The sequence below is a fragment of the Natrinema versiforme JCM 10478 genome (assembly GCF_000337195.1).
In the GTDB taxonomy this organism is placed as follows: Archaea; Halobacteriota; Halobacteria; order Halobacteriales; family Natrialbaceae; genus Natrinema; species Natrinema versiforme.
On the sequence record NZ_AOID01000015.1, the window covers coordinates 1 to 17,891 of the forward strand.

Consider the following 17,891-nt stretch of genomic DNA (forward strand, 5'->3'; position numbering starts at 1 on the left):
GCTTCAGTCACGTCGATCCAGTCACCGCAGAAACCTGGCTTCAAGCCCACGCCGTCTGGTGGAATCATGCTTAAGTTAACACGACCGTCGCCGCGGACAGGGCCGTCCGATGCCCGCTTGCGCGGGCGCGAGCCGAAAACGGAAACGCGCCGCGTCGGCAGTCTGCCGTTGCGATCGCTAGCCGAAAATTCTTTGCCTCAATACTAATAATAATGGTTATAGAATGCGGGACGAGGTGTACTCGGTCGATCCCGGGTCCGACCGCCGAGATGACGCCACCGGCAGCGACGCGGGTATCCGAACCGACCTCGCACGGACGGATCTCGACCGGCATCTCGCCCTGTTCTATGACTCGCCGACGGCCCAACTCGAGATCGCGGCGGCGTTCATCGCCGACGCGCTCCGCAACGGCCGGCGCTGTCTCTACCTGGCGGACGCGAACAATCCGACTCAGATCAGGGCCGCCCTCGAAACGACGGATATCGACGTCGAAAGTCGACTCGAGGCGGGCGATCTGGAGATCCGGGACGCCACGGAAGCCTACCTCGCGGACGGCTTCGATCCCGACGGGATGATCGACACGCTCGAGGCGGCGTGTGCCGCGAGCATCGACGCCGGCTACGAGGGCTTCAGCGTCGCCGGCGAGAACACGTGGTGTTTTCACACGGACGAGTCGTTCGACCACGTCCTCGAGTTCGAGGCGGAGTTCGACGCCACCTGTCCGGAGCTGCCGGTCACCGCGCTCTGCCAGTACGACCTCGACCGCTTTGGCGAGCGGTCGATCGCCAAGGCGCTCTGGACGCACAAACAGATCATCTACCGGTATACGATCTGTGATAACCCCTACTACGTGCCGCCCTCGGAGTACCAGTCCTCGGCCGACGTCCGCCTCGACTCCCGTCTCATGCTGGAGCAACTGTACGATCTCACGCGGAGCCGCCGCCAGATCGACCGCCGCGAGCAACGCCTCACCGTCATCAACCGCGTGCTCCGACACAACGTTCGCAACGACCTCAATACGATTTTGGGCAGCCTCTCGCTCGTTCGGGAGCGCGACGAGATCGATGACCGGTCCCGCGAGCGACTCGAGATCGCCGAACAGTGTGCCCGGGAACTCGTCCAGACCGCCGAAAAAGCGCGAGCCATTCAGCAGGTCGTCGGCGAGAGCGAGGTCGAAACCCCGACGCTCGGTTCGGTCATCGATAGCGCAGTCCGCCAGCTTAGAGAGCGTGCGCCCGGAGCGCGGATCGAAGTAACGGGCGACGAACCGTCCCAGACGGTGCTCGCGGACGCGGCCCTCGACGAGGCACTCCTCGAACTGCTGACCAACGGTGTCATCCACCAGTCCGCCGACGAGCCGACCGTGCGAATTACGGTTACGAACCGAACGGATGAGTTCGTCGGGCTCGAGATCGAGAACCCGGGAGACCCCATCCCCGAAAGCGACCAGCGGGCGCTGCAACACGGGACGGAAACGCCGCTGGAACACGGGAGCGGGCTCGGCCTCTGGCTCGTCAAGTGGATCGTCGAACAGTCGGCCGGCCGACTCTGGTTCCCCGAAAGCGACGTCGAAACGTGTCGGATCGGTATCGAACTGCGCACCGTCGGCCGAACCGAGGTGCAAGCGACGGAGCGCGGCGACAGACCGGTCCGTTAGCAGTAGATAGTACCACTGGTTCTTTACCCAAGAATCTTCTCGAACCAAATCGAGTGGTTCGGTAACTACAGATGCGAACCGAACTTTTGCGCTGCGGGCGCGACGGAGTCGCGCCCTCGGCAAAACTTCGATGAAAAGCACTCCTCCCTCCCCTGCGGGTCGGTCGTCGGCCCGCTCACTCACTGCGTTCGCTCGCGGTGAGTGCACACTTCTCCGCCTGTACTTACCGTGATTTTCACGTCCAATTCGGAATAAAGAAGCCGTGTTACCAACAACTGTTAGGCCGATTCGGCGGCGGCCGTCCGGAGGTCGCTCGCGCGAGAGCGCGCCTGCGAGACCACCGCGGGCCGGGCCTCGAAAGAGACGATGACGTCCTCGTCGCCGTAGGTGACGTCGTCGACGTGTGCGTTGTCGTGAATCCACGACACCACGCTCATCGTGTCATCGGTCATCGGAAGCATTAGCCGCTCTTCCTCCCAGTCGGGCAGTTCGTGGTCGATCCGCTCGAGGAGGGTATCGACGTTGAGTCCCTCCGCGGCGCTGACCGGGACTGGATTCGGCGCGAGCGACGAGAGCGCCTCGCGTTTCTCCGCGAGTTCCTCGTCGCTCACCCGATCGATCTTGTTCAGCACGGTCACGATCGGGGCCTCGTTGCGCTCGTAGAGGGTGTCGTGGGAGGTGACCAGTTTCTCGTGGATCTCGTCGATAGGCTCGCTGACGTCGACGACTAGCAAGACCAGATCCGCCCGGTAGACCGAGTCGAGCGTCGACTTGAACGACTCGACCAGCCAGTGTGGCAGATCGCTGATAAAGCCGACGGTGTCGGTCACCAGGACGTCCCGGCGATCGATCGCCGCCCGCCGGGTCGTCGTCCCGAGCGTCGTGAACAGCTTGTCCTGTGACTCGGCGGTCGGATCCAGATCCTGATGGAGATCCTCGTTTTCTTCCACCTCGAGATCGGTCGCGAGCTGGCGTAGCAGCGTCGACTTGCCGGCGTTCGTGTAGCCGGCGAGCGCGACCAGATCGAACCCGGAGTCCCGGCGGCGTTCCCGACGGTGTTGCTCGGTCTGCTCGATCCGCTCGAGCTCGTCGTTGATCCGGCTGATCTGGTCTTTGATGTCCCGCTCGCGGCTCTCGTCGTACTCGCCCAGGCCCATGAAGCCGGGGTGTTCCTCGCGTTTGGCGAGGCTCGTCTTCGCCTCGGCTCGCGGGAGTTCGTAGCGGAGTTCGGCCAGCTCGACCTGGAGCTGGGCCTTGCGCGTCTGGGCGCGTTGCCCGAAGATTTCGAGGATCAGCGTGAACCGGTCGATGACCTCGACGCCGTCCGGCAGGAGCTGTCCGAGATTGTAGGTTTGGTAGGGACCGAGCCGGTTATCGAAAATGACGGTCGTCGCATCGGTTTCCGCGGCTAACTCGGCCAGCTCTTCGGCTTTCCCCTCGCCGATCTGGAGGGCCGGATCGGCCCGTCTGGACTGTGTGACCTCGCCGACGACGGTGTATCCCGCCGCGCGGGCCAGATCGCGAATCTCGCTCGTATCGGCCGTACCGGAATCGACGCGCTTGACGATGATCGTGTTCATGCAGGTAGCTGTCTCGCTGCCGGGCGTGGTCGGTCGTGCTCGCGGGAGCGCCGCCGCTCATCGAGCCTGCGATTCGTCGGTCGCACGCGCCGGCCGCGTGGGCCGCGTCGACGGTGCTGACACCGCCGCGTGACCCCGAAGACGCTAACGATGCCGGCCACACACCTCCGTTAGACGCACGTGACTCATGCTCACCCGTACGTGACGGACCGCCTTGAATCCCGCGCCCGACGCCCTCTCGCGATTCCGGGAGCTGCTGTTCGCACACTCGAGTGGCGACGATCGAACGGCGAGTTATCGACGGCCGAGGGCCGACAGCTGACGGCCAATGACCGCCGAGTGGCCGCGCTGACTAACGATCAACGATGACCGCCCACCGCTCAGTCGACGCTCCCGCGACTGTGTAGTCGACCACAACAGTCATACGAACCGACTCGAATGGGACCGGGTATGATAGATCTCGATCCGACGACCCTCGGCCTCGAGTTCGGGGGCGGCGCGGTCGTCGGCGGTCTCATCGGGTTCGCCGCGAAGAAGATCGCGAAACTGCTGGCGATCATCGTCGGCGTCCAACTGATGGCCTTTCGCTACCTCGAGTCACAGGGGATCGTTATCGTCGACTGGAACCGGCTCTCGGCCGGGATTGTGAAGACCCAAGCGCGAGCGGAGGGAGCGGCGGAGATCCACTGGCTCCAGTCGATGATCTCGACGCTGTCGATCGGCGTGGGCTTTACCAGCGGCTTCCTGATCGGATTTCACCGTGGATAGCCAACACGGCGTCTCGAGTGTGCCGAGCGACGCGGGGCTTACCGCGTTCGCAGGTCGTCTTTGTCTTTGACGATTTCCGTCTCCGCCTCGCCGCTGGTGTGTTCGTTGACCGTGTCGTAGAAGTCGTTTTGGAGTCCGGCCGGGAACGTGAGGACGCCGATCCACGAGCCGTCGCCTTGCCACTCCTCGCGCTCTAAGTCGCCGAACTGGCGGATCTTCGCCTGCGCGCTGCCCGCGTGGTCGGCCGGGACGTTGACGGCGACGGTGACCTCCTCGAACCGGATCGGGATGATCGGCCGCAGGGCGTCGAGCGCGTCGTCGACCTGCTCTTGGACCGGTTCCATCGGATCGACGGTGAAGCCGGCCTCCTCCAAGGCGTTCTCGATCCGTTCGGGCGGATGGGGCGCGTTGTCCATCTGCGGGTTGACCGCGTTGCGCGTGATCGTGTCGATCAACTGCTTGCGCTTCTGTTCTTGCATCTCGCGGCGCTGATCGGCCGTGATCTGGATCTCGCCCTGCTTGATCACTTCGGGAATGATCTCGAGTGGCTCCGTGGTATCGAAGACCTTCTCGAGGTCGGCCTCCGCGGGCCGGTCGCCCCGCGAGGCGTCCTCGAAGACGTCCTCGGCGGCGATGACGTCCTCGAGGTCGCCCTCGAACTCGTCGCGTTTGATGTCGAGTGCCGCATCGGGATCGACTAACACTTCGAAGCGCGCCCCGTGTGACTCGAGTCGCGCCGTCACTGCCTCGTCAAGCGAAATCATACCTGACGGTTCCGCCGCCAATGAAAAGAGTGTTTCCCGATTTGATCCGGCGATCCGGTCGCTGGTTGGGTTCGTAGACGGCTGACTCACATGCCCACACACACAGCGAAGAAGTCGGAAAACGGCGGTCGGAAACCGACGGCGTCTCGATTACTCGGCGGGGTCGTCGTCTTCGGACTCGTCCTCGCCGTCGTCGAGGACGTCGTTCTCCTCGAGGTGGTCGGCGATCCGGTCCTGATCGAACTGCTCGAAGGTCTCGGTTTCGACGTCGATGGTCGCCAGCCCCACTTCGTTCGGGAGCAGGGAGCCGTCGTTGACCGACGCGAGCGCGTCGAGTGCGAGTCGGATGCCGCCGTCGAGGTCGGCCTCGTCGTCGTAGTTCTCCTCTAAGTAGGTCTGGAGTTCGCCGCGGTCGGAGCCGACGGCGAGTGCCTTCCACTCGTAGGGGGTCCCGGAGGGGTCGGTTTCGAACAGGCGCGGCTCACCGTTCTGGATCCCGCCGACGATCAGCGCGACGCCGAACGGTCGGGCACCGCCGACCTGCGTGTACTGCTGGATGTGGTCGGTGACTTCCTTCGTCAGCGTCTCGACGCCGATGGGCTCGCCGTAGCGCAGCTGGTTGACCTGCGTCTGGCGGCGGGCGAAGTCGATCAGCTGGCGGGCGTCGGCGACGTGGCCCGCGCTGGCGATCCCGACGTGGTCGTCAGCCTTGTGGATCTTCTCGACGCTCGAGTCCTCGAGCAGCGGGGAGGGGACTCGTTTGTCGACGGCCAGCACGACGCCGTCGTTCGTTCGGACACCGATACTCGCCGTGCCTCGCTTGACCGCCTCGCGAGCGTACTCGACCTGGTAGAGTCGGCCGTCGGGCGAGAAGATCGTGATGCCGCGGTCGTACGCCTGCTGTTGTTGTTGTCCCTGCATAGTATCACACTAAATGGTAATCGAGGTCTGTCGCGCCCACGAACGCCTCATCGAGTCGCACGTCCCCAACGTCGTCCCGCAGGACGGCGACTCGCTCCTCGTTCCCGAACACGACGTTTCTCTCTTCGGAATCTTGCCCGTCCCGTCCTAAATAGTTTTCTTCAGCCGCCCGGATCGTGCCACTGATACCGCTGACCCGAATTCCCACGGGAGCGCCGTCGATTTCGTCGATACAGGCCACTGCCGCGCGGGCGGATTCGGTCTCTCCGCGGCGGACTTTGACGACCGCTTCTCCCGTTCCGTCGGTGAACCGGAACCTGACGACGCTGAGATCGGCGTCGGCGCTGCCGGGATCGCCCAGCAGGTTCTGGCCCGCGTACCACAGCTCCCGCTGGAACGACCGCCTGCCGAGCCGCTCGTCGGGCCACGTCTCGAGTTCCACGGCGAGGTACCGCCAGCGCGGTCGGAGGTGTTTGGGGAGGTGTTTCATGCGTTACTCGGCCGCCGGGTCGTCTGCGGTCGGACTCCGCTCGGCGACCAGCACGCCTACCTGATCGTGGACGCGCTCGACCGCCGTCAGCGAAAAGCCCGCGTCGGTAAAGGCGTCAGCGAGCACGCCGACCGTCGCCGGATCGTCGACCTCGGGGGAGTAGAACGGGGCCTCCGGGTCCGGCTCGCCGAAGAACATCACGTCCCCCAGCACGAATTTCCGGGGCTCGAGGTCGGCGATGACCGCGATCGCCTCGCGCTTTTCCTCGTCCGAGAGGTGGTGCAACGCGAAGTTCGAGGTGACCAGGTCGACCTGCCCGTCGTAGTTCGGCTCGCGGAAGGTTCCGCGGTCGAACGCGAGGTTCTCGAGCCCTTCGTCGGCGGCCTTCCCCTCGGCTTCGGCCATCATCTCCTCGCTGATGTCGCGGCCGACGACCCGCTTCGCGTCGGGGGCCAGCGCGAGCGCGATCGCGCCGGTTCCGGTCGCGAGATCGAGGACGACGTCGTCGTTTTCGGGGGCAGCGTGTTCGACCACGAGGTTCGCGCAGGCGTGGTACTCCTCGGACTTCGACTCGTCGTACTCGCCCGCCTTCTCGTCGAACCGGGCGGCGTGTTCCTCAAGGCTCTTCTTCATACCTGCCACGTTCGACCCCCGGCTCAATGAACGACTCGGACTGAACGTGCCGGTTTCGCTCGGCCATCCGGCCCCACTCCGCGAGGCCATCTTCGACGAACTCGCCGGAGAACCCGATTTCCTCGCCGAGCGCTTTGAGTTCCCGGGGTGTGCGCAACTCGAGGTGGGAAGTCGGGTCGGCGCTGACGACGTAGGGCGCGTCGTAGTGATCGACGATCTCCCCCAGTTTCCGCAGCGACTGCAGAATGCGGACGCGGCGGCCGCCGCTCTCTCGGAGCACCCCGCCGAGATTGAACTCGATGCGAACGCCGTTTTCGACGGCGGCTTTCGCCAAGACGTGATTGAAATCCCCGTTGCCGGTCATCGGATGGGCGAGCACGTCCACTTTCGCCTGTTCGACTGCGAAGCGGTTCAGCGCCGTCGTCCCACCGTGTATCCCGACGACCGTGTGAGAGGTCCGGAAGTTTCCCACCGACCCGCTGGCCTGCTGTGGATCGTCGGCCCGGATCTCGACCCCCTCCACGATGTCGATCCCGTACTCGTCGCGAATTTCGTCGGGATCGTACGCCGCTCGAGCGCCGGCGTGATTGCGGACGACCACGCCCTCGAACCCGTAGTCGGCCGCCGTCTTCGCGACTCTGGCGACCGTGCTCTCTCCGTCGGGACGGGCGTGGACGGCCTCGTACATACTCAAGTCGTCTCGCGGCGGCGACTTGGGGTTTGCGTCATGGGGTGGCTCGAGAACCACGGACAGAATCAACGGCCGGGAGCGTGGCTCGAACAACAGTGAGAGCCACGCGACTCTACGGAAGAGCAAGCCCTTCCGAGCATCGCGGAAGCGAGCTTCCGCTCAGCGGGGGAGGGCAGGCGGTCACCCGGTCACGACCGCGAGCGAGGCCGGTGGCCGAGCGAGCGGGCCGACGACCGATGTGGAGAACGCGACGCGTTCGGAACGGAGGGAGGAGTGCTTTTGATCGAAATTTTGCCGAGGGACATCGCGCTGGCGGCGAAGCCGTCAGCGCGATAGACCGCAGAGCAAAATTTCGTTAGTTAAGGATCGACTGCGCGACCGTTGCGAGCTGGCCGTTGTCGGCCTCGTTGAGCCGGTCGTCGCCGATCTTGAGGCGCAGGCGCGGGCGGCCGACGTCGATCGGGACCTTCTCGGTGTCGATCAGACCCATGTCCTCGAGTTTGGTCTTCGTTCGGGAGAAGGTGGCCTTCGAGGCGATCCCTACGTCCTCGCCCCACTTGCTGATGTCGTAGAGCAGGGCCTCGTTCTTGGCGGCGACCAGCAGCGAGATGGTGACCTCGTCGAGGCCGTCGCCGTCGCCACGAGCGGTCTCGAGGGAGTCGAGGATGGCGGTGAAGTCCTCCTCAGCCGCGGGGCTGATCTCGTCGGCGAGCGTTTCGCGAACGTCCGTGATCGGGGGCGTTCGCAGGTTGAAATCGGCGGCGTCCGCCCAGCGGTCGGCGTAGGTGTCGTAGGTGTCTTCGACGAAGCTCTCGTCGTCGGTGATGAGCCCGCCGACGCGGTCGCCGGCGTGGACGATGGCGACGACGCGGTCCTCGCTGACGACCAGCGAGTTTTCGGGGGCCGCCTCGAGCGTTCGCAGGGCGAGTGCGCCCTCGCTGATGAGGTCCGCGGCGTTCGAGGCGATAATGAAGTCGTCCATGACGTCTTTCAGCGTCCGTTCGTCGGCCAGCATGTGGACCGACGGCAGGTCGCCGTCGAATCCGGTCGCGACCGACACGAACTCCTCGATGGCATCGCGGGACGGGTTGACCATGTAGATATCACCGCTCGCATCCTCGAGAACGGACTCGAGAATATCGTCAATCTGGTGGTTGAGTAAATTCGAGGTCATGTGTATACAGAAGTAATCGAGAGCGCTTCACTTAATTTTGGTGGCCATCTGCACAGCAGAACTTCTCCTCTGGGGCCTGAAGCGGTAATTTTTGTCCACTAAATCGTTAGTTCGCCGATGAAATATAGATAACACTTACATGCGGCAGGTGGTACCGATCGTCGTCGCGGCGGCTGAGGTCCGAATTGTCGGTCCGAGGGCGGTAGCTATCAGCAATAACTATATACAAGCAGCTCGGTAGTGCCAGCCTGTATGGATGTTCGAGACGGCCGGCTGTGCCAGCCCAGTCGGGAATCGGTCGATAGTGCAGGAATCCGAGCGAAAACCGAAACCAGTCGATCGTCGCGACGGTTCGTGATGCGGGCGAAGCGGGTCAGTACGTACGGTGGGCCGTAACGACGGTTAGCGATCGAACCGACGGCTTAGATCCGCCGACCAGTAGATGTCGCCGTCGTAAATCACCGATGCTTCCGTTTCTCCGAGCATGGTCGCGAGTTCCGACTCCGTCAGCGTAAAGGTCGATTCGTTGCCACAGAGATAGGCGTACTCGTTGGTCTCGATGTGGGGAAAGTAGTACGAGCCAGTCGCCCGCGTCGAGTAACAGTCGAGGGTCAGCGAGTACCGCCGGTCGCTGTCGGTCTCGAGTTCCTCGAGCGTCGCGGTCGTCGGAAGCCGGTGTTTGCCCTGGGCGAGCGAGTGCGTGCCGTCCCCGACGACGGCGTAGTCTTTGCCCATCATGATCCGCCTGCGGGCGAGGCCCATCGCGCGTTCGATGCTGAAGCCGTGGACGAGCAGTTTGGCGAACGTCGAGCCGACCTTGATCGCGTGATCGTTCAACACCTTGGTGACTGTGACAGCGCCGGCGACGCTGCCTTTCTCGATCAGTTCTAGTCCTTCGTAGAAGGAGCCACAGGCGTTGAGAAAGAAGGTCTCGACGTTACAGCGCCCGAGACTCGAGGTCGCGAGCGTGCCGTCGGGACAGCACAGTCCGTCGGTCTCGCAGTGGCCGATGTAGTGGACGAAGTCGTGGTCGTCCTCGAAGATGCGGGCGAGTTCGGCCGTCGTGAGCGACTCCGCGACGGAGACATCGATGGATAGCTCCTCGGAGCGCTGGCGGTAGATCTCGGCGACGTCGTCGTGTTCGCCGGCCATCTCCGGATCGTTCAGGACGACACAGATCGAGGTCGAATCGCTCGTCCGCTCGAGGAACTCGAGGCGGTTGTGGTAGGCCTCGGCGGTGGATTTGAAGACGTCGATCGGGACGCCGTCGGCGAGCCAGCCGTGGGTTCGACCGCTCCGGAGGTCGGGCTTGACGATGTCGACCGAAGCGACCTGGCCGGCGCTGGCTCTGCTTGCTGGGCCGGCTTCGTTCCGGTCGCCTGCGCTGGGCTCTGGGCCCCGATAGAAGTCCTCGAGCGAGCGTTCGACCAGTTCCTGGCCCTCGAGTTCGGAGGTCCGGGGCGTGTAGATCATGCTCAGGCGGTCGAGCAGGAACGGCAGCGTTTCGACGCTGTCGTAGGTCGGCGCGACGTACGTCGAGAGATGCCAGTCGGGGAGGCGGTGTTCGATCGCCGCGTAGGGGACTTCGAGATAGGTCGCGAGTCGATCCTGTAGGGAGGCGTGATACAAGGCCTCGGCGTCGAGATCGAGCGCCTCGAGCAGGCTGCCCTCCGAGAGGGTCGTTCCGTAGGGGCCGACGTTTCGGACGAGGCAGTCGAGAAAGAACGTCTTCCGGAGCAGTCGCTCGACGTCGCGTTCCAGGTCGGGCATCGGCGAGAGTTCCGTCTCGATCCCGCGATCTTGGAGTCGGAGTCGCAGCCCGTCGCGCGTCGAACCGGCACGGTTGCCGCGGCCCTCGTCGGTCGTCCGCACGGTCGCCTGCAGGTAGTACGCCAGCGGCGCGGTCACGAACAGCGACTCGTAGTCCGGCGGCACGACCAGTTCGATTCCGTGGTCGGCGGTATCCGATCGGATGCAGTCGGGAATCTCGAGTTCGTCGCCGTGTTCGATCAGCGAGGGATGGCCCCGCAGCGTGGGGTAGGACCGATCCGGGCCGTCGGTTTTGTGCGAGGCGGCCATGTGTGTAACCGCCTCGGCGATCGCTGACGGGGAGTCGGGGACGGTGATCGTCCCGGCGGGGAACTCGTGGCGACAGCGGACCCCGAGAGTGACTCGAGTTCGGTCCGGAAAGGAGACGACGATCGATTCGTAGTCGTCGGTCTTTTCGATCGTGGCCCGCCCGGAGAACTCGAGATAGGACTTGATCTCCGTGTCGATATCGATCACGTACTCGTCGGGCGACAGCACCAGCGGCTCCCCGCTGGGGTCGAGTTCGTACTGGTCCTCGAGACCGCGGGAGAACGCGTAGACGACCGCATGCGGGAATCGGAGTTCGCTCGCCGTCAGGGCGATCGTGTCGTCGACCGGGCGCGAGATGTCGTCGCCGGAGCCGTCGACGACGAGGTCGTCACCGGTGACGGTTAGCTCGGCGGTATCCGCATCGGTGACGTGGAGAGTGTCGCCGTCTACCGCCCACTCGATCATTCGGTTGGATGAATGTCACTCGGACAAGTTAGTTGTATCGGGGTGTGATAGAGTAGCAAACGCGGGCGCAATCGACCGACGCCGTCGCCGCGGCGGTCAACGATAGTGGCCCGACTTGCCGGGGAAGGGTACACTTATGCAGCCGCCTGACCCCACTTCGAACATGAACCACGATCAGGTTCGGGACGTCGATCCAGCCGTCGCCGACGCCCTCGAGGGCGAGGTAGACCGCCAGCGAGAGACGTTACAGATGATCGCCAGCGAGAACCACGTCAGCGAGGCCGTCATCGACGCGCAGGGCAGCGCCCTGACGAACAAGTACGCCGAGGGCTATCCCGGCGAGCGCTACTACGGCGGCTGCCAGTACGCCGACGAGGTCGAGGAACTCGCGATCGAGCGGGCGAAAGAGCTGTTCGGTGCCGAGCACGTCAACGTACAGCCACACTCGGGCACGCAGGCCAACCAGTCGGTCTACTTCGCGATGCTTGAGCCCGGCGACAAGATCCTGTCGCTGGATCTCAACCACGGCGGCCATCTGAGCCACGGCCACCCGGCGAACTTCACGGGCCAGCTCTACGAGGTCGAGCAGTACGAGGTCGACCCCGAGACGGGCTACATCGACTACGACGACCTCGCCGACCACGCCGCCGAGTTCGACCCGGACATCATCGTCTCGGGCTACTCCGCGTACCCGCGCGAGATCGAGTGGGAGCGCATTCAGGACGCCGCCGACGACGTCGACGCGCTCCACCTCGCCGACATCGCTCACATCACCGGTCTCGTCGCCGCGGGCGTCCACCCCTCGCCGGTCGGTATCGCCGACTTCGTCACCGGCTCGACCCACAAGACCATCCGCTCGGGTCGGGGCGGCATCGTCATGACCAGCGAGGAGTACGCCGACGACATCGACGCCGCCGTCTTCCCCGGCGGACAGGGCGGCCCGCTTATGCACAACGTCGCCGGCAAGGCCGTCGGCTTCAAGGAAGCTCTCGAGTCCGCGTTCGAGGACTACGCCGAACAGACCGTCGCGAACGCGAAGGCACTCGGCGAGCGCCTCTCCGAGCACGGGTTCTCGCTGGTTTCGGACGGCACCGACAACCACCTCGTGCTCGTGGACCTACGCGAGAGCCACCCCGATACCACCGGCGGCGACGCCGAGGACGCACTCGAGGAGGCCGGCATTGTTCTCAACGGGAACACAGTGCCCGGCGAGACGCGCTCGCCCTTTAACCCGAGCGGGATCCGCGCCGGTACCCCGGCGCTGACCACGCGCGGCTTCGACGAGGACGACTGCCGGAAAGTCGGCGACCTGATCGCCCGCGTCGTCGACGCCCCCGAGGACGAGGCCGTCATCGAGGAGGTCCGCGAGGAAGTCGCGACGCTGTGCGACGAGAACCCGCTGTACGAGTAGGAAAACGGCGATCGGCTCGCCGGAGTCTATCGGGGCCGATCACGGCCCGACTTTCTTAGCTGACTATAATTATCGCCAGTAAACAGAGAGCAATCGCCGCGGCCATCGTAATCGCCACTGTGAGACCGAGCCCGACGACCGGTGAGAGCGAGCGCACCGATTCGCGCGTCGTCGATCTCGAGGCCATAGGTAGCCCTCGAACCCCGAGGGGAAGAACGTACGCTTCGACTCACTGTTCGAGTCGCTCGCTGACCGCTCGGACCGTCGCCTGTCACTCGCCGGCACGCGGCTTTTCCGCCGCCTAATCGTACCGCAGCCAATGGCTACACGTCCGACTGGAACGGTGCTGGACGACGATCGGTTGCTCGCGCTTCGGGAGACCGACGAGACGGCGGCCTCGGAGTTGGCGGTCGTGGTGACGCCGGTCGCCGACTATATGGATGCCGCGAGCGGCGACCACATCGATTGGGACATCGACGACGCCGAGGACGTTCCCATGCTCGTCTGCAGCGGGGTCGAGGCGGCGGCCACCGCCGACGCGCCGTATCCGCGGCAACTCCGCGAGGAAGGCGGTGAAATCGTGGCTCCCGTTCCCGACCCGCTGGTCCGGGCCGAGCCGCCCGAGGGGCTCGGGCTCGACCTCGAGACCTACGATACCGACGATCCGCTGCTGTTCGACGCCATCACGACCGGCGAGACGATCGGATTCGTCCCGGTTCGGTTCGACAACGGGGAGACCTACCGCGCCGACCCGCTGCCGGGCGTCGCGGACGACAGCGACCCCATCGCGGAGGCGGTCATCGAACACGAGGACCGCGGCGATCCGACGCCACGGCCCGAGACGATGAGCGCGCCGATCGACGCCGACGCGTTCGAGTCGGCCCTCGCCGCGGCCGACCGCGACGCCTCGGCGACCGACGTGATCGGGATTCTCGAGGCGATCGAGCGCTTCGACCTCGTCGGCACGGGCGACCACGTCGCCGGCGTCCCGCCGCTGTCGGCCGACGAACGGGCCGTCTGCCTGCTCGAGGACGATGTCTGGACGGCGCGGCTCGGCCCCGAGCTCGAGGCGGAGGGTGTCGACGTGAGTCCGGACGCCCTGGCGGTCGCTCGAGCGGTCCACGAGCGACAGGCCCGACTCCTGATCGACGCGGCCGAGACGGGCGAATACGAGGGCCTCGCCGACGAGTACGCGCCGGTGGTGACCGACGCGCAGGACACGACCGAGTGGGACGTGGCTGAACCGGGCATGAACCGGTAGCGCTTCGCGTTCGACTCGAGCGTCGAGAGATCGCCTGTCTCGAACGGCGGCCAGCGTCGCGTGCGAGTGCCGTGTGCTTCCGCATAACGTATCCTTTTCAGAGAGATTGTCGTTACCAACTCACATGGGTGATGCAACAGCCACCGAAATGTACCGGACCAGAACCGATGCGCTGACGACCGACCTCGGCGAGGGACGGCCGATCGTCTTCGCACACGGGACGCTGATGGACCGGACGATGTTCGCGCCGCAACTCGAGGCCTTGCGCGAGGAGTACCGGGCCGTCGCCTACGACCTGCGGGCGCGGACGGACCGGTACGCGCCGGGTTACGACCTGTGGGATCTCACCGCCGACTGCGCGGCGTTGCTGGACGGCCTCGGCGAGGACAGCGCCGTCATCGCCGGCATGTCGATGGGCGGCTTCACGGCGCTCCGGTTCGCCCTCGCGTATCCGGACCGCGTCGACGGACTCGTGTTGATCGACTCGATCGCGACCCCGCATCCCGACGAGGAGCGCGCGGAGTACAGCGCGCTGGTAGAGCCCTACGAGGATGCACTCGAGCCGCTGCCCCGCGAAATCGCGGAAGGATCGACGGCCGAACTGTTCGGCGAGACGACCCTCGAGGAGGACCGCGACCTCGTGGAGGCGTGGGTCGACCGCTGGGCGACCTATCCGGGGAAAGCCGTCTACCACGAACTCAACTCGTGGCTCGGCCGGGAGGACGTGACCGATCGACTGTCCGAAATCGACGTGCCGGTGCTCATCGTCCACGGCGAAGAGGACTCGACGCTCCCGCCGTCGCGGGCCGAACCAATGCTCGAGGAACTGCCCGACGCCGAGATGGAACTGATCCCCGAGGCCGGTCACACCTCGACGCTGGAGAACCCGGAGCCGGTGACCGACGCGATCAGGTCGTTCCTCGACGAGCGGTTCTGATACCCTCGGACGAACCGATGTACGGTCCGATCGCACTCGAGACCCAATTGGGTGGGTGCTCGCATTCGTCCGATAGTCCGTGACCGGTTGTACACGGACGTGTGTATTCGACTCGAATTTGGGACCGTTCTGGGCACGAATCCGGGGATTAATGAGCCTCGCGGCCGCCCATTCAGGTAATGACCGAGATCATCGACGGCAACGCCGTCGCGAGCGAGATCCGGGACGATCTGACCGACGCGATCGAGACGCTCGCCGACGCGGGTTCGCGGCCGGGACTGGCGACCGTGCTCATGGGCGACGACCCCGCGAGCCAGACCTACGTGAACATGAAACAGCGCGACTGCGAGGAGGTCGGCATCGAGAGCCACCACGTCGACGTCGACGGCGACGCCCCGCCCGAGGAACTGTTCGACACCATCGCCGACCTCAATGAGAACGACGACGTCCACGGCTACATCGTGCAGGCTCCGGTCCCGGACCACGTCGACTACCGCAACGTGATCCGCCGGGTCGACCCGGCCAAAGACGTTGACGGCTTCCACCCCGAGAACGTCGGCCGACTCGTCGCCGGCGACGCCCGCTTCCGTCCCTGTACCCCCCACGGCGTCCAGAAACTCCTCGAGTCCGCCGATATCGACACCGAGGGCAAGGACGTGACCATCGTCGGCCGCTCGGACATCGTCGGCAAGCCGCTGGCGAACCTGCTGATCCAGAAGGCCGACGACGGCAACGCGACGGTGACGGTCTGTCACTCCCGAACCGACGACCTCGCCGAAAAGACCCGCAGCGCCGACATCGTCGTCGCCGCCGCCGGTGTGCCGGAACTCGTCGACGGCTCGATGCTCGAGGACGGCACGGTCGTCATCGACGTGGGCGTCAACCGCGTCGACGCAGACAATGAGAAGGGGTACGAACTCGTCGGCGATGTCGAATTCGAGAGCGCGAAGGAGAAAGCCAGCGCGATCACGCCCGTCCCCGGCGGCGTCGGCCCGATGACCCGCGCGATGTTGCTCTACAACACGGTCAAAGCCGCGAGCTTGCAGGAAGATATCGACGTCGAACTGCCCTGAGCGATCGACGCACGTCGTCTCGAGCCTGTTTTTCGAGCTCTGCCGTCCGGCATCGTGTCGAGGTTCCGCTCTAACTACCCGATCACCCCACCGAGCGCCGCGCTAGTCGATCGAATCGAACTCGAGGCTGTCCAGTCGCTCTTGGGCCTGCGAGAACGCGAACTCGTCGCCGCGCAGGCCGTTGGCCAGATCACGGGTCGCTTCGACGAGCCGTTCGGCGGTCCGCGGGTCGACGTCGCCGTCGAGCATCCGAATCCGCTTGACGTGCTCGCCGAGGGTCTCGAGTGCGGTCCGCTCGCTGGCGGTCAGGTCGCGGTCCTCAGCCCACGTCCGGATATCGCGGCGGTACTCCCGGACGGCGTTTGCGTACGCGAGCCCGCGGGCCGCTCGCAAGGTCCGGGGGACTTCCTCGACCGGCGGGCGCTCACCCTGATCGGCGTCCCGAAGCAAGGAGAGGAAGTACAGTTCCTCGCGGTCCTCGAGTCGGATCTCGCGGGCGACGATGTCGGCGACGTGGAGCAGTTCGGTCGCCGCGAGGTAGGTGTCGTCGAGTTCGCGGAGGCTGCCGGCGTTGACGAATCCGCGTCGGCGAACGTACTCCCGACAGCGGTCGCGGGCCCGTTCGGCCAGATCGTCGGTCGCGGTCTCGTCGATCGCGTTCCGAACGGGGGTGAGATCGAACGCGACCTGCTGGTCCGTGTGCTCGGTGCGTTCGTCGACGCCGACGCTCTGCAGACTGCCACAAGCCGGACAGCCGACGCTGCCGGTCTCGTAGTACGACCAGCGGGTCCCACACGCCTTGCACTCGCGCTCACCCCGGATCTTCATGGGCGGCGGTACGGTCGGGACACCGAAAGTCTCACCGGACCGTCGCGACGCGGCCCCGATCTGCGCGGCATCGGTAAACGGCGACTCGAGGTGGGAACCGTGGAGAGCCCCTCGAGTCGCGAGCGACACTGAATAGCGGCCGGATAGGCCGGCTACCGACACCGTCGCCTCTCGGCGAGTGTCGCTTCCCGTGTTATTTCCGGCTCGTTGATGGTGCGCGAGCGGTGACGATCACCAGTTTCTGGGGGTCGTTCAATAGGTGATTAACGGACGGCAGGTGCAGGCCACATAGAAACCAGACGGACCGTCCTATCGGGATATATGTCCCGTAAGCGACTGAACCGGCGGACGTTCGTAACCGCGGCAGGAACAGCAAGTGCGCTCGCGCTGGCTGGCTGTGCCGACAGCGGCCCCGGCGGCGATAACGAATCGGAAGGCAACGGAAACGGTACGAACGATACCGAAAACGAGAGCGGTGGCGATGAGTCCGGAAGCGACGAAACGTACACCCTGACCGTCACGGTCGAAGACGCCGAGGGAGCGATCGAAGGTGCGACGGTTACCCTCGAGCAAGCGGGCATGGGAATGTCCGACGGCGGAATGGGCAACGAGTCCGAGAACGAATCGGATAACGAGACGGGGATGAACGAGACGGGGATGAACGAGTCAGGGATGAACGAGTCAGGGATGAACGAGTCGGACAACGAGTCGATGGCCGGCAACGAATCGGGAATGAACGAGTCCGGGAACGAATCGGACAACGAGACCACGACCGGAACCGGGACCGGTCAGGAGTTCCCGATGGAAGACGAGACGGACGAGAACGGCGAAGTCGAGTTCGAGGAACTCGAGGACGGCGAGTACACCGTCACCGCCGAAAACGAGGGCGAGGAAACCGAAGACGACGTCGAGATCGATGGCGACGACGAGGAAGTCACGCTGATGTTCGGCGACGGTGGTGCCGGGAACGAGACCGACTCCGAGGGTGGCAACGAGACCGAAAGCGGTAACGAGACCGAGAGCGGCAACGAAAGCGAAGACAGCAACACAAGCGAGTAATCGATCCGTCGGTCCGGCGTCGTGTCGTGGCGACTCGAGCGGGCTATTCACTCGAGAGCGACCGTTTGCGATCGTTTCACGGCGGAAACAGGGACCTTCT

17 protein-coding genes and 1 pseudogene are annotated in these 17,891 nt (G+C 64.9%); 9 read left to right on the forward strand and 9 right to left on the reverse strand.

Going from position 1 to position 17,891, the window contains the following annotated elements:
* Positions 1-74: pseudogene (locus tag C489_RS23210) on the forward strand (IS6 family transposase); the annotation flags it as partial.
* Positions 75-223: 149 nt separating this feature from the next.
* Positions 224-1,657, forward strand: coding sequence for an MEDS domain-containing protein (locus C489_RS04305; RefSeq protein ID WP_006429930.1), 1,434 nt, complete (start codon positions 224-226; stop codon positions 1,655-1,657).
* Between the two features lie 278 nt (positions 1,658-1,935).
* Here the strand turns inward: C489_RS04305 and hflX are convergent, their stop codons facing one another.
* On the reverse strand, positions 1,936-3,237 hold the full coding sequence (gene hflX, locus C489_RS04310; RefSeq protein WP_006429931.1) for a GTPase HflX: 1,302 nt from the start codon (positions 3,235-3,237) through the stop codon (positions 1,936-1,938).
* On the opposite strand from hflX, the gene C489_RS22845 reads away from it, so the two are divergent.
* Together C489_RS22845 and C489_RS04315 are read left to right on the forward strand one after the other, a co-directional pair.
* Entirely contained in the window at positions 3,236-3,370 is a 135-nt protein-coding gene (locus C489_RS22845) for a hypothetical protein (RefSeq protein ID WP_275039566.1), read from the forward strand. The genes hflX and C489_RS22845 overlap by 2 nt on opposite strands.
* 317 nt (positions 3,371-3,687) lie before the next feature.
* Positions 3,688-4,005 carry an FUN14 domain-containing protein gene (locus C489_RS04315; RefSeq protein ID WP_006429932.1) on the forward strand — a complete coding sequence of 106 codons (318 nt, stop codon included), beginning with the start codon at positions 3,688-3,690 and terminating at the stop codon, positions 4,003-4,005.
* Between the two features lie 38 nt (positions 4,006-4,043).
* Here C489_RS04315 and C489_RS04320 read toward each other — a convergent pair whose 3' ends face one another.
* The 7 genes from C489_RS04320 to C489_RS04350 all read right to left on the reverse strand — a co-directional run bounded on the left by C489_RS04320 (position 4,044) and on the right by C489_RS04350 (position 11,222).
* A complete protein-coding gene (locus C489_RS04320; protein ID WP_006429933.1) occupies positions 4,044-4,769 on the reverse strand; it encodes a ribosome assembly factor SBDS in 726 nt (241 codons plus the stop codon).
* 150 nt (positions 4,770-4,919) lie between these two features.
* Complete coding sequence (gene psmA, locus C489_RS04325) at positions 4,920-5,690, reverse strand: archaeal proteasome endopeptidase complex subunit alpha (RefSeq protein ID WP_006429934.1); 771 nt, start codon at positions 5,688-5,690, stop codon at positions 4,920-4,922.
* Between the two features lie 4 nt (positions 5,691-5,694).
* Positions 5,695-6,180, reverse strand: a complete 486-nt coding sequence (locus C489_RS04330) for an Rpp14/Pop5 family protein (protein ID WP_006429935.1) — start codon at positions 6,178-6,180, stop codon at positions 5,695-5,697.
* A 3-nt stretch (positions 6,181-6,183) separates the two neighbouring features.
* Positions 6,184-6,813: a class I SAM-dependent methyltransferase gene (locus C489_RS04335; RefSeq protein WP_006429936.1), complete on the reverse strand. Its 630-nt coding sequence runs from the start codon at positions 6,811-6,813 to the stop codon at positions 6,184-6,186.
* Entirely contained in the window at positions 6,797-7,501 is a 705-nt protein-coding gene (locus tag C489_RS04340) for an RNase P subunit p30 family protein (protein WP_006429937.1), read from the reverse strand. Before C489_RS04340 ends, C489_RS04335 begins: the two co-directional genes overlap by 17 nt.
* Before the next feature lie 358 nt (positions 7,502-7,859).
* Positions 7,860-8,678: a transcriptional regulator TbsP gene (tbsP, locus tag C489_RS04345; RefSeq protein ID WP_006429938.1), complete on the reverse strand. Its 819-nt coding sequence runs from the start codon at positions 8,676-8,678 to the stop codon at positions 7,860-7,862.
* A 402-nt stretch (positions 8,679-9,080) separates the two neighbouring features.
* Positions 9,081-11,222 (reverse strand): hypothetical protein, encoded by a 2,142-nt coding sequence (locus C489_RS04350; RefSeq protein WP_006429939.1) that lies wholly within the window; start codon positions 11,220-11,222, stop codon positions 9,081-9,083.
* Between the two features lie 163 nt (positions 11,223-11,385).
* On the opposite strand from C489_RS04350, the gene glyA reads away from it, so the two are divergent.
* The 4 genes from glyA to folD all read left to right on the forward strand — a co-directional run bounded on the left by glyA (position 11,386) and on the right by folD (position 15,904).
* Positions 11,386-12,633 (forward strand): serine hydroxymethyltransferase, encoded by a 1,248-nt coding sequence (glyA, locus tag C489_RS04355; protein ID WP_006429940.1) that lies wholly within the window; start codon positions 11,386-11,388, stop codon positions 12,631-12,633.
* Positions 12,634-12,952: 319 nt separating this feature from the next.
* Positions 12,953-13,894, forward strand: coding sequence for a hypothetical protein (locus C489_RS04360; protein ID WP_049890598.1), 942 nt, complete (start codon positions 12,953-12,955; stop codon positions 13,892-13,894).
* A gap of 124 nt (positions 13,895-14,018) precedes the next feature.
* Positions 14,019-14,831, forward strand: a complete 813-nt coding sequence (locus C489_RS04365; protein WP_006429942.1) for an alpha/beta fold hydrolase — start codon at positions 14,019-14,021, stop codon at positions 14,829-14,831.
* A gap of 179 nt (positions 14,832-15,010) precedes the next feature.
* Complete coding sequence (gene folD / locus C489_RS04370; RefSeq protein ID WP_006429943.1) at positions 15,011-15,904, forward strand: bifunctional methylenetetrahydrofolate dehydrogenase/methenyltetrahydrofolate cyclohydrolase FolD; 894 nt, start codon at positions 15,011-15,013, stop codon at positions 15,902-15,904.
* Positions 15,905-16,006: 102 nt separating this feature from the next.
* Here folD and C489_RS04375 read toward each other — a convergent pair whose 3' ends face one another.
* Entirely contained in the window at positions 16,007-16,732 is a 726-nt protein-coding gene (locus tag C489_RS04375) for a DUF7117 family protein (protein ID WP_006429944.1), read from the reverse strand.
* 321 nt (positions 16,733-17,053) lie between these two features.
* On the opposite strand from C489_RS04375, the gene C489_RS04380 reads away from it, so the two are divergent.
* On the forward strand, positions 17,054-17,791 hold the full coding sequence (locus tag C489_RS04380; protein WP_006429945.1) for a hypothetical protein: 738 nt from the start codon (positions 17,054-17,056) through the stop codon (positions 17,789-17,791).
* Positions 17,792-17,891 lie beyond the last annotated feature (100 nt).